Source organism: Variovorax sp. Soil_C_26 (assembly GCF_057657075.1).
In genome coordinates, this window is the sequence record NZ_JBDGJC010000001.1 from 998,981 (window position 1) to 1,010,989 (window position 12,009).

At 69.0% G+C, this 12,009-nt stretch carries 11 protein-coding genes and 1 pseudogene; 7 read left to right on the forward strand and 5 right to left on the reverse strand.

Annotated elements, in window-relative coordinates:
• Positions 1-28: 28 nt before the first annotated feature.
• From AC3A6G_RS04810 to AC3A6G_RS04835, 6 genes are all read left to right on the forward strand, one after another.
• Positions 29-1,051, forward strand: a complete 1,023-nt coding sequence (locus AC3A6G_RS04810) for an ABC transporter substrate-binding protein (protein ID WP_487873185.1) — start codon at positions 29-31, stop codon at positions 1,049-1,051.
• A 13-nt stretch (positions 1,052-1,064) separates the two neighbouring features.
• The gene (locus AC3A6G_RS04815; RefSeq protein WP_487873186.1) at positions 1,065-1,889 is read left to right on the forward strand and encodes an ABC transporter permease; all 825 of its coding nucleotides are present in this window, start codon (positions 1,065-1,067) and stop codon (positions 1,887-1,889) included.
• Positions 1,890-1,908: 19 nt separating this feature from the next.
• Positions 1,909-2,709 (forward strand): ABC transporter permease, encoded by an 801-nt coding sequence (locus AC3A6G_RS04820; protein ID WP_487858493.1) that lies wholly within the window; start codon positions 1,909-1,911, stop codon positions 2,707-2,709.
• A complete protein-coding gene (locus AC3A6G_RS04825) occupies positions 2,699-3,760 on the forward strand; it encodes an ABC transporter ATP-binding protein (RefSeq protein ID WP_487873187.1) in 1,062 nt (353 codons plus the stop codon). Before AC3A6G_RS04820 ends, AC3A6G_RS04825 begins: the two co-directional genes overlap by 11 nt.
• Entirely contained in the window at positions 3,757-4,623 is an 867-nt protein-coding gene (locus tag AC3A6G_RS04830) for a phosphodiesterase (RefSeq protein WP_487873188.1), read from the forward strand. Before AC3A6G_RS04825 ends, AC3A6G_RS04830 begins: the two co-directional genes overlap by 4 nt.
• 63 nt (positions 4,624-4,686) lie before the next feature.
• Positions 4,687-6,327 carry a Na/Pi cotransporter family protein gene (locus AC3A6G_RS04835; RefSeq protein WP_487873189.1) on the forward strand — a complete coding sequence of 547 codons (1,641 nt, stop codon included), beginning with the start codon at positions 4,687-4,689 and terminating at the stop codon, positions 6,325-6,327.
• A gap of 14 nt (positions 6,328-6,341) precedes the next feature.
• Here AC3A6G_RS04835 and AC3A6G_RS04840 read toward each other — a convergent pair whose 3' ends face one another.
• The gene (locus tag AC3A6G_RS04840; protein ID WP_487873190.1) at positions 6,342-6,752 is read right to left on the reverse strand and encodes a response regulator; all 411 of its coding nucleotides are present in this window, start codon (positions 6,750-6,752) and stop codon (positions 6,342-6,344) included.
• Positions 6,753-6,861: 109 nt separating this feature from the next.
• Positions 6,862-7,845, reverse strand: a complete 984-nt coding sequence (locus AC3A6G_RS04845; protein WP_487858498.1) for a quinone oxidoreductase family protein — start codon at positions 7,843-7,845, stop codon at positions 6,862-6,864.
• A 107-nt stretch (positions 7,846-7,952) separates the two neighbouring features.
• Between AC3A6G_RS04845 and AC3A6G_RS04850 the strand changes: the two genes are divergently transcribed.
• Positions 7,953-8,855, forward strand: coding sequence for a DMT family transporter (locus AC3A6G_RS04850; RefSeq protein WP_487873191.1), 903 nt, complete (start codon positions 7,953-7,955; stop codon positions 8,853-8,855).
• A 24-nt stretch (positions 8,856-8,879) separates the two neighbouring features.
• Here the strand turns inward: AC3A6G_RS04850 and AC3A6G_RS04855 are convergent, their stop codons facing one another.
• The 3 genes and pseudogenes from AC3A6G_RS04855 to AC3A6G_RS04865 form a co-directional block, all read right to left on the reverse strand.
• Positions 8,880-9,107, reverse strand: a complete 228-nt coding sequence (locus tag AC3A6G_RS04855) for a SlyX family protein (RefSeq protein ID WP_487858500.1) — start codon at positions 9,105-9,107, stop codon at positions 8,880-8,882.
• 139 nt (positions 9,108-9,246) lie between these two features.
• Positions 9,247-9,492: pseudogene (locus AC3A6G_RS04860) on the reverse strand (LysR family transcriptional regulator); the annotation flags it as partial.
• On the reverse strand, positions 9,489-12,005 hold the full coding sequence (locus tag AC3A6G_RS04865) for an ABC transporter permease (RefSeq protein WP_487873192.1): 2,517 nt from the start codon (positions 12,003-12,005) through the stop codon (positions 9,489-9,491). The gene AC3A6G_RS04865 and the pseudogene AC3A6G_RS04860, both read right to left, overlap by 4 nt.
• Positions 12,006-12,009: the final 4 nt, after the last annotated feature.

The following is a 12,009-nucleotide window of genomic DNA, read 5'->3' on the forward strand; positions in this document are numbered from 1 at the left end:
CCCGACCCATCCCACAAGGAGTTCCTGCATGTTGTCCTTCCAGACCTTCCGCTTCTCGCGCCTCGCGCGCCTGGGCCTGCTCGCCGCCGCACTGGCCGGCGGCAGCGCCATGGCCCAGAACGCCATCTGCTACAACTGCCCCACCGAATGGGCCGACTGGGGCACCCAGCTCAAGGCCATCAAGGCCAAGACCGGCATCACGGTGCCGGCCGACAACAAGAACTCGGGCCAGTCCCTCGCGCAGCTCGTCGCCGAAAAGGGCAGCCCCGTCGCCGACGTCACCTACCTCGGGGTGACCTTCGCCGTGCAGGCGCAGAAGGAAGGCGTGGTCCAGCCCTACAAGCCCGCCGCCTGGAAGGACATTCCCGACGGCCTCAAGGACCCGGCCGGCAACTGGTTCACCATCCATTCGGGCACGCTCGGCTTCATGGTCAACGTCGACGCCCTCAAGGGCAAGCCGATCCCGAAGTCGTGGGCCGATCTGCTCAAGCCTGAATACAAGGGCCTCATCGGCTATCTCGATCCCGCATCGGCCTTCGTCGGCTACGTCGGCGCGGTGGCGGTGAACGAGGCGCGCGGCGGCACGCTCGACAACTTCGGCCCGGCCATCGACTACTTCAAGGCGCTGCAGAAGAACGAGCCGATCGTGCCCAAGCAGACCTCGTACGCGCGCGTGCTGTCGGGCGAGATCGCGATCCTGCTCGACTACGACTTCAACGCCTACCGCGCCAAGTACAAGGACAAGGCCAACGTCGCCTTCGTGATCCCGAGCGAAGGCACGCTCGCCGTGCCCTACGTGATGAGCCTCGTCGCCAAGGCACCGCATGCCGCCGAGGGCAAGAAAGTGCTCGACTTCGTGCTGTCCGACGAAGGCCAGGCAATCTGGGCCAAGGCCTACCTGCGGCCGGTGCGCGCCAAGGCAATGCCCAAGGACATCGAGGCGCAGTTCCTGCCGGCGAGCGAATACGCGCGCGCCAAGAGCGTCGACTACGCCCGCATGGCCGAAGGCCAGCGCGCGTTCTCCGATCGCTACCTGAAGGAAGTGCGCTGAACGCGCGGCCGCGATGAGCGCCAAGGCCACCGCCTGGACCCCTCGCTGGCGCTTGCTCGCCTGCGCCGCGCCGGCGGCCGCATTCTTTGCGGCCTTCTGGCTGCTGCCGGTGGTGCGCCTGCTCGCACTGCCGGCCGACAAGGGCTGGCGCACCTACTTCGCGGTGCTGACCGATTCGCGCTATCTGGAAAGCATGGTCAACACCGTGGCGCTGTCGATCACGGTGACGCTCGTCACACTGGTGCTCGGCGCGGCCGTGGGCATCTACCTGGCGCGCCATGCCTTCATCGGCCGGCGCATGCTGCTGTCGCTGCTGACGCTGCCGCTCTCGTTTCCGGGCGTGATCATCGGCTTCTTCGTGATCCTGCTGGGCGGGCGGCAGGGTGTGGTGGCCGACATCGGCGACAGCCTGTTCGGCCAGCGCATCACCTTCGCCTACGGCCTGGTCGGGTTGTTCCTCGCCTACCTGTACTTCTCGCTGCCGCGCGCCATTGCCACCTATGCGGCCGCGGCCGAGGCGATGAACGTGCAGCTGGAGGAAGCCGCGCGCTCGCTCGGCGCATCGCGCCTGCGCGTAGCACGCGACGTGTGGCTGCCCGAACTCGCCCCGACCACCCTGGCCTGCGGCGCGATCCTGTTCGCGACGTCGATGGGCGCGTTCGGCACCGCCTTCACGCTCGCGAGCAAGTTCGAGGTGATACCCATCACCATCTACAACGAGTTCACCAACTATGCCAACTTCGCGCTCGCCGCCTCGCTGTCGATCGCGCTCGGCATCGTGACATGGCTGGTGCTGTTCGTCGCGCGGCGCTTCGGGGCCAACCCGGTCGCGCGCTGAAAGCAGGAAGAAAGACGCCATGCGAAAGAACTCCGGATCGAAGGCCCCGTTCCTGCTGACCATCACCGTGCTGACCAGCATTTTCATGATCGCGCCGATGCTGCTGTCGGTGATGGCGGGCCTGGTCAACAACTACAGCGTCGGACTGAAGAGCGGGCTCACGCTGCGCTGGCTCGGCGAGGTGTGGGAGAACTACGGCGGCACCGTCGGCTGGTCGCTCGCGCTGGCCACCGCCTGCGTCGTCGGCACCGTGCTGCTCGGAGTGCCCTGCGCCTATGCGTTGGCGCGCAGCCGCTCGCGCGCTGCCGGCATCTTCGAGGAACTGCTGACGCTGCCGGTGGCGGTGCCCGGGCTGGCGACCGCGCTCGCGCTGATCCTCGCCTACGGACAGCTCACGGCATTTCGCCAGAGCTTCGCCTTCATCCTCGTGGGCCACATCGTGTTCACGCTGCCGTTCATGGTGCGCACCGTGAGCTCGGCCTTCCAGCGCAACGACCTGCTCGCGCTCGAAGAGGCCGCGCGCACGCTCGGCGCCAGCTTCTGGCAGCGCTTCATGGGCATCCTGGTGCCGGCCGTTTTTCCTGCCATCGTGGCGGGCAGCCTGATGGTGTTCACGCTCTCGGTGGGCGAGTTCAACCTCACCTGGATGCTGCACACGCCGCTCACGCGCACGCTGCCGGTGGGCCTGGCCGACAGCTATGCCTCCATGCGCATCGAGATCGGATCGGCCTACACGCTGATCTTCTTCGCCGTGATCCTCCCGGTGCTGTGGGGCCTGCAGTACCTTGCCAACCTGATTCAGAAACGCCATGGAACTTGAACGCATCCCCATCGACGTCGCGCGCTGCGCCAAGACCTACGCCGACGGCACGCGCGGCCTGCTGCCCACCGACCTGCATGTGGAGGCCGGCGAGGTGCTTGCGCTGCTCGGTCCGTCGGGCTGCGGCAAGACCACGCTGCTGCGGCTGATCGCGGGGCTGGAGTCGCCCGACGAGGGCAGCCGCATCGTGTTCGGCGACCAGGACGTGACGAACCGGCCGGTGGAGCAGCGCGGCGTGGGCATGGTGTTCCAGAGCTACGCCCTGTTCCCGCAGATGACGGTGGCGGCCAACATCGGCTACGGGCTGCGCATCCGCGGCGTGTCGGCCGAAGAAGAGAAGCGCGCGGTCGGCGAACTGATCGACCTGACGCGGCTCGGCGGGCTCGAGAACAAGCGCCCGGCCGAGCTCTCTGGCGGACAGCGGCAGCGCGTGGCGCTCGCGCGCGCCGTGGCGGTGCGCCCGCGCGTGCTGCTGCTCGACGAACCGCTGGCCGCGCTCGACGCCAAGCTCAAGGAGTCGCTGCGCGACGAGCTGGCCGAATTGCTGCGGCGGCTGCACATCACGGCGGTGCACGTCACGCACGACCAGCAGGAGGCGATGGCCATTGCCGACCGGCTCGCGGTGATGAGCGCAGGGCGCATCGTGCAGATCGGCCGCGGCGAAGACCTCTACCGCGCGCCGGCCCATCCGTTCGTGGCGGAGTTCCTGGGCAGGGTCAACCGGCTCGAGCGCACGACCGATGCGATGGCGCAGGGCGTTGTCCGACTCGGCGCATGCACCCTGCCCTGCCCGAGCGCACTGCGCGGGCATGCCATGCTCCTGGTGCGACCCGAAGACATCGAAGTGAGCGCACCGCAGCCCGGCTGGGGCAGCGCCACGGTCGAGCGCCGCACCTTTCTCGGCGACCGCGTGCAGCTGCAATTGCAGACGGAAGACCAGCCCCTGCTCGTCGCCGACCTGGGCCGCGACGCGCCCTTCGGACCCGGCGACCGGGTCGGCCTTCGCATTTCGCCCGACCGCCTGATGCCGTCGCAGGAAAGCAGCGCATGACGACCACGACCGACAACCTCCTCGACACCACCTTCCTGGTCCAGCTCACGGACCTGCACATTCGCGAGCCCGGCCGCCTGGCCTATGGCCGCATCGACACCGCTCCGTACCTGCAGCGCGCCGTGGCCTCGGTGCTGCGGCTGCCGCAGCGGCCCGACGCGGTGGTGATCACGGGCGACCTCAGCGACTTCGGCCGCGCGGCCGAGTACGCGCATCTGGCGCGCCTGCTGGAACCGCTCGACATGCCGGTCTACCTGATGCCCGGCAACCACGACGACCGCGACCAGCTGCGCCGCAGCTTCCCGGGCCACGCCTACATGGCGCAGGGCGTGGGATCGGGCGGCTTCGTCCAGTACGCGGTGCGCGTGGGGCCGCTGCACCTGCTCACGCTCGACACCTGCGTGCCGGGCGCCAGCCATGGCGCGCTCTGCAGCGAGCGGCTCGCCTGGCTCGAGGCGGCACTCGACGACCGCCGCGGCGAGCCCGTGGTGATCGCGCTGCACCATCCCCCGTTCCGTACGCTGATCGGCCACATGGACGAGATCGGCCTGCGCGAGGGCGCCAAAGCGCTCGAGGCGCTGGTCGCACGCCATTCCAACGTCGAGCGCCTGATCTGCGGCCACCTGCACCGCGCGATCGACGTGCGCTTCGGCGGCACCATCGCCTCGACCTCGCCGGCGCCCGCGCACCAGGTCTGCCTCGACCTTTCGCCCGATGGGGCCTCGGCATGGACGCTGGAGCCGCCCGGGTTCCGCGTGCACGCCTGGTCGGCCGGCGAACAGCGGCTGGTGACCCACCTGGCCGCATCGGGCAGCTTCGAAGGGCCTTTTCCATTCCACGACAACGGCGCCCTGATCGATTGAGGCCGTTCCTGTGGACAATGGAGCCGAAAACGAAAAAGAACGAAAAGGATAGAACCACAACCCATGAAGCATCTTCTGGACTTGCTTGCCGCAGTCGCACTGCTGGTGTGGGGCACGCACCTCGTGCGCACGGGGGTGCTGCGCGTGTTCGGCGCCAACCTGCGCAAGATCCTGGTCCAGAGCATGCGCAACCGCTTCACGGCTGCGTTGTCGGGCATCGGCGTCACGGCGCTGGTGCAGTCGAGCACCGCCACGTCGCTCATGACCTCGTCCTTCGTCGGGCAGGGCCTGATCACGCTGCCCGCCGCGCTCGCGGTGATGCGCGGGGCCGACATCGGCACCGCGCTGATCTCGGTGCTGTTCTCGGCCGACCTGTCGTGGCTCTCGCCGATGTTCATCTTCGTGGGCGTGGTGCTGTTCATTTCGCGCTCTGCCACGGTGGCGGGGCGGGTGGGCCGGGTGCTCATCGGGCTCGGGCTGATGCTGCTCGCGCTGCAGCTCGTGGTGGCGGCGACCGAACCGCTCTTCTCCGCGCCGGCCGTGCGCGTGCTGCTGGCTTCGCTCACGAGCGACGTGCTGCTCGAGATCACCATTGGCGCCGCGCTCGCGATCGTGGCGTATTCGAGCCTTGCCGTGGTGCTGCTGGTGGCGGCCATGGCGAGCTCCAACGTGGTGCCGCTCGACGTCGCACTCGGGCTGGTGCTCGGCGCCAACCTCGGCAGCGGCCTGCTGGCCGTGCTGACCACGGCGAAGTCGGCGATGCCGGTGCGGCAGGTCACGGTCGGCAACCTGCTCTTCAAGGTGCTCGGCGTGGCGGTGGTCGCGCCGTTCGTCGGCCTGTGGCTGCGCTACGTGCAGCCGCAGATACCGAACCCCACCCACGGCGTGGTGCTGTTCCATCTCGCCTTCAACGTGGTGATCAGCGTCGGGTTCATCGGCCTCACGCAATGGGTCGCCAAGCTGGTCACGCGAATGCTGCCGGTGCCGACGCCGTCGACCGCGTCGATGCGGCCGCACCACCTCGACCCCTCGGCGCTGTCGACGCCCTCGCTCGCCATCTCGAATGCCGCGCGCGAGGCACTGCACCAGGCCGACTTGGTGGAGACCATGCTCATCGGCATGCTCGACGTGATCCGCAACAACGACCTGCGCCTAGCGCAGGAGCTGCGGCAGCTCGACGACACGGTGGACGAGCTGTATTCGGCCATCAAGTACTACATGACGCGCATCTCGCGCGAGGCGCTGGGCGAAGAGGAAAGCCGGCGCTGGACCGACATCATCAGCTTCACCATCAACATGGAGCAGATCGGCGACATCGTCGAGCGTGTGATCATCGACATCGAGGACAAGAAGATCAAGCCGCAGCGCAACTTTTCCGAAGCCGGCATGGCGGAGATCGTCGAACTGCACGGCCGGCTCATTGCGAACCTGCGGCTCAGCATGAGCGTGTTCCTCAACGGCAATGTGCGCGATGCGCAGAAGCTGCTTGAAGAGAAGGCCCGGTTCCGCGACCTCGAGCGGGCCTACGCGTCGACCCACCTCGACCGGCTCTCCGACCGCACCACGTTGAGCATGGAAACGAGCTCGCTGCACATCGACCTCATCAGCGACCTGAAGCGCATCAACTCGCACATCTGCTCGATTGCCTATCCGATCCTCGAGTCGGCTGGCGCGCTTGCACCGAGCCGCTTGAAGCAGGTTTAGACGCCCCCCCGAAGTCAGTGCGTTGCCGCGGAGGTGACGGAGTGGAACAGCGCCTGTCGGCGGCGCAGGCAGAAGTCGATCAGGTCGTCGACTTCGGTCGCCTTGTCGAAGGCGGCGTCGGCGCCGAGCTGGGCACACTTGCGCCGCATCTCGGGCGTGAGGTGGTTGCTGAGCACCACCATCTTCTGCGCCGGTGCGCGGTTGCGGCAGGCCTCGAGCACGCTGAAGCCGGTGCCGTCCTTGAGGAACAGGTCGACAATGGCCAGATCCCATTGCGAGGGGTTGGCGGTGAGCCAGCGCATGCCATCGCGCTGCGAGGCGGTCTCGCCGACGGGATCGACACGGGCCACTTCACGCAGCGTGCCGATCAGGTTTTCGCGGATGACGGCGTTGTCCTCGACGATGAAGGTTCTGACGGTGTCCATGGCACGGGGCATGTCTTGCTGAGTTTCACCCAGGCTACAAAATGCGTCGCACCGAAAACGAAGGCATGGCGCCCCGCCGCAAGTAGGACACCGCCTGCGCGGCCGGGGCTCAGAGCGTCAAGACCGTGCACCCGGTGGTCTTGCGTGCCTCGAGGTCGCGGTGCGCCTGCTGCACGTCGGCCAGGGCGTAGCGCTGGTCGATCGGGATCTTCACCGCGCCGCTTTGCACGATGGCGAACAGGTCGTCGGCCATGGCCTGGGTGCCCTCGCGCGTGGCGATGTGCGTGAAGAGCGTCGGCCGCGTCACATAGAGCGAGCCCTTCGACGCCAGCGTGCCGAAGCCGATCGGCGGCACCGGGCCCGAGCCGTTGCCGAACACCGCGAGCAGGCCGAAGGGCCGCAGGCAGTCGATCGAGCCTTCCCAGGTGTCCTTGCCGACCGAGTCGTACACCACCTTCACGCCCTTGCCGCCGGTGATCTCCTTCACCCGTGCCGTGAAGTTCTCGGTGCTGTAGTTGATGGCATGCGCCGCGCCGTGCGAAAGCGCGAGCTGGCACTTGGCGTCGCTGCCGGCCGTGCCGATCAGCTGCAGGCCGAGCGCCTTGGCCCACTGGCAGGCGATCAGCCCGACGCCGCCGGCGGCCGCATGGAAGACGATGAAGTCGCCGGGCTGCAGACCTTCGGCAGGCAGCGTCTTCTTGAGCAGGTACTGCGCCGTGAGGCCCTTGAGCATCATGGCTGCGCCGGTCTCGAAGGAGATGTCGTCGGGCAGCTTGCAGACGCACTTGGCCGGCATGACGCGCAGCTCGCAGTAGGCACCGGGCGGCTGGCTCGCATAGGCGGCGCGGTCGCCGGCTTTCAGGTGCGACACGCCCTCGCCCACGGCTTCGACGATACCCGCGGCCTCCATGCCCAGCTGCAGCGGCATCTGGAACGGATAGAGCCCGCTGCGCTGGTAGGTGTCGATGAAGTTCAGGCCCACGGCCTTGTGGCGTATGCGGATCTCGCCGGGGCCGGGCTCGCCAACCTCGACGTCGACGATTTTCAGTTCCTCGGGCCCGCCATGGCGGTCGATACGGACGGCTTTGCTCATCATCTCTCCAGTCTCCAGGCAACACGGTAAAAAGTCGGAAGCGCGCATCGTGCCACGTTTGCCCCCAGCGCGGCGGCCCCCGGTTTTGCCCGGTAGAGTCGGCGGCCATGCAGACGCCGCGCCTTTCGCCCTCGACCATTCTTCTACTGACCGTGCCGCCCCTGCTGTGGGCCGGCAATGCCGTGGTCGGGCGGCTGGTGCGCGACCTGGTGTCGCCGCTCACGCTGAACTTCGTGCGCTGGATCATCGCCTTCGTGCTGCTGCTGCCACTCGCCTGGCCGGTCCTGCGCCGCAGCAGCCCGTTGTGGGCGCACTGGAAGCGCTACGCGGTGCTGGGGCTGCTCGGCATCGGCTGCTACAACGCGTTCCAGTACCTGGCGCTGCAGACTTCGTCGCCGATCAACGTCACGCTCGTGGGTTCGAGCCTGCCGCTGTGGATGCTGGCGACGGGCGCGATGTTCTTCGGCGCGCGCGTGAGCGGGCGCGAGATCGCCGGCGCGCTGCTCTCGATGCTCGGCGTGCTGCTGGTGCTGAGCCGCGGCGAATGGGGGCAGCTGCTCGCGCTGCGGCTGGTGGCGGGCGACCTCTACATGATCCTCGGCACCATCGCCTGGGCGTTCTACAGCTGGTTCCTGGTGCGCACGCAGGAACCGGAGGGCGTGCGGCGGGACTGGGCCGCGTTCCTGATGGCGCAGCTGGTGTTCGGCCTCGGATGGTCGGGCGCGCTGGCCGCGGGCGAATGGGCCGCGGCCGCGGCGCATGTCGAGCTCGGCTGGCCGCTCGTCGCGGCCATGCTTTTCATCGGCATCGGGCCCGCCGTGGTGGCCTACCGCTGCTGGGGCACGGGCGTGCAGCGCGCGGGGCCGCAGGCGGCGAGCATCTTCATGAACCTCACGCCGCTGTTCGCGGCCATGCTTTCGGCGGCCTTCCTGCGCGAGCCGCCGCACTGGTACCACGGGGTGGCGTTCCTGCTGATCGTGGGCGGGATCGTGGTGTCGTCTCGGCGCTGACGGCACCGCGGCTGCGCGACGCGCTCAGTAGTGCGGCGGCAGCTCGTCGGCCGGGCTGCGCGCCGCGCCGTCCTGCGCCGCGTTGCGGCTTTGCTCGCGCAGCTGCACGACTTGCTCGACCAGCCGGTCGATCTGCTGCTGCTGGCGATAGATCGTCATGTTGAGCTGATCGAGCAGGTCGTCGGCGTAGGCGGCCTTGATCTCGAGCTCGGTCAGGCGTTCGACGAGTTCCCTGGGTGCGTTGTTGTCCATGCCGCTATTGGACAGGAAGACCGCCGCGCTTTCATGACGGCCCCGCCACGGCGCGGGTTTCGGGCTGACCGGCGCCGCACGCGACCGCGTCGGCCGCGTCCCTGCCAGAGCGTGGTGTCCTCGTCGTTCTCGCGGATGCAGATTCGCGCAAGCCCTCGATCTGCGCCAGCAGCGCCGCCGCCTCGCGGCCGAAGCGCTCGCCCTCCGGCGTGAGGCTCAGGCGGCGCGCGGTGCGGCTGGCGAGCGACAGGCCCAGCGCGGCCTCGAGCCTGCGCAGCCGCATCGACAAGGCCGGCGGCGTGACGTTGAGCGCGCGCGCTGCGGCGCTCAGCGAGGGCTCGCGCAGCAGCGTGGCGGCAAGGTGCAGGTCGTCGACCTGGATCATTCCGCCGCGCGGCGCAGCGTGTCGACCACGGGCCGGCGCAGCACGTCGCGCAGCCCCCACCAGCCCGCGGCCAGCGCCAGCACCGCACCGGCGGCGGCGCCGCCGAGCGGCACCAGCGGAGACGCGGTCCAGGTGAAGTCGAACACATAGCGCGCCAGGCCCCAGCCGATGACAGAAGCCACCATGCTCGCAAGAAAGCCTGCGAGCAGGCCCACGCCGGCGAGTTCTGCACGCTGCACCTGGCGCAGCAAGCTGGCGCGCGCGCCCACTGCACGCATCACCGCGAATTCGCGCGCGCGCTCCTCGCGCGTGGCCGTGACCGCGGCGAACAGCACCACGAGCCCCGCGGCGAGCGTGAAGCCGAACAGGAATTCCACCGCGCGGATCACCTGGTCGAGCACGCGCTGCACCTGGTTGATGGTGGCGCTCATGTCGACGTTGGTCACGTTGGGGAAGCTGCGCACCAGCGCGTTGTCGAAACCCCGGGTCTCGGGTGCGCGGAAGGCGCCCATGTAGGTCATGGGCACGTCGGGCAAGACATTCACCGTGTACATCACGAAGAAGTTGGCATGCAGCGAGCCCCAGTCGACCTTGCGCAGCGAGGTGATGCGCGCATCGTTCTGCATGCCGCCGATGTCGAAGCGCATCGTGTCGCCGAGCCGCAGGCCCAGCGTCTCGGCCAGGCCCTCTTCCACGCTCACCTCGCCCGCCGCTCCGGGGGTCCATGCGCCAGCGACGATGCTGTTGTGCGGCGGCGCTTCGGCGCTGTTGCTCAGGTTGAATTCGCGGTCGACGAGGCGCTTGGCACGGTCCTCGGTGTAGTCATCGGGCGAGACCGGCTTGCCGTTCACGGCCAGGAGCCGGCCGCGGATCATCGGATACCAGTCGAACTTGCCAACGCCGGCGTCGCGCAGGGTCTTCTGGAATGCGTCGCTCTGGTCGGGCATCACGTTGATCACGAAACGGTTCGGCGCATCGGCCGGCGTGGCCTGGCGCCAGCTCGCCACGAGGTCGGTGCGCAGCAGCACCAGCAGCACCAGCGCGAGCAGGCCCACGGCGAGCGCGCTGACCTGCACCACCGCATAGGCCGGCCGCGCCGAGATCTGGCGCGTGGCCAGCACCAGCCAGCGCGGCGCGGTGCTTTCGTTGACGCTGCGGCGGAGGACCTTCACCGCGAGCCAGCTCAGGAGCGCGAACAGCGCCACCGCGCCCGCGAAGCCGCCCACCGCGATCAGGCCCAGCTTCAGGTCGCTGCTGGCCGCGACCAGCAGCGCCGCGAAGCCGGCCACGCCGACGCCGAGCACTGCGAGCGACGCCGGCTTCAAGCCGCCCACGTCGCGCCGGATCACGCGCAGCGGCGGCACCTTGGCGAGCTGCAGCACCGGCGGCAGGCCGAAGGCGAACAGCAGCGTCAGGCCCATGCCGAGGCCGAACACGGCCGGCCACAACGTGGCGGCCGGCAGTGTGGTCTCGACCAGACCGGAGAGCAGCACCACGAAGACGTAGTGCACGCCGAAGCCGATCGCCACGCCGAGGCCGCTGGCCACGATGCCGACGATCGCGAACTCGAAGGCATAGGCCAGCGCGATGGTGCGCTGGCTCTGGCCCAGCACGCGCAGCATCGCGCAGTCGTCGAGGTGGTTGGCCGCGAAGCCGCGTGCCGCCAGCGCCACCGCCACGGCCGAGAGCAGCGCCGCGAGCAGTGCGACCAGGCTCAGGAATTTCTCGGCGCGGTCGAGTGTCTGGCGCATTTCGGGGCGTCCGCCCTCGAAGGAATCGAGCCGCACGCCGCGCAGCTCGCCCTGCTTGATGAGCGCCTCGGTCCAATCGGAAAAGCGCTTCACGGCGGCGTCCTCGCCCGCCACCGCATAGCGATAGCTCACGCGGCTCGCGGGCTGCACGAGGCCGGTACGCGGCACGTCGGCCTGGTTGAGCATCACGCGCGGCGAAAAGCTCATGAAGCCCGCGCCCCGGTCGGGCTCGAGCGTGATCACGCGGCCGATGCGAAGCCCCGCATCGCCGAGCAGCAGCGTGTCGCCCATCGCGAGCCCGAGCGAATCGAGCAGCGAGGCGTCGACCCAGGCTTCGCCCGGCGGGGGAATGTCGCGCGTGACGGCGCCGGCCCCATCGACAGCGTTCGCGGTCTGCAGGTTGCCGCGCAGCGGATAGCCCGGTGCCACGGCCTTCAGCGCCACCAGCTTGCTCGCGCCGCCCTGCGCCTCGCCGGCCCGCGCCATGGTCGGGAAGCCGTAGGTTCCCGTGCCTTCGAGGCCGAAGGCGCGGGCCTGGGCGATGAAGTTCTCGGGCGTGGGGTTGTCGCTCACCACCACCGCATCGCCGCCGAGCAGTTGCCGCGCATCACGCTGCAGGCCGCCCTGCAGCCGGTCGGCAAAGAAGCCGACCGCTGTGAGTGCGGCCACGGCCAGCAGCACGGCAACGATCAAGAGGCGCAGTTCGCCGGCGCGCAGATCGCGCCGGAGGGTGCGCCAGCCAAGGCGGAGGGAGGCAGTCATGGGC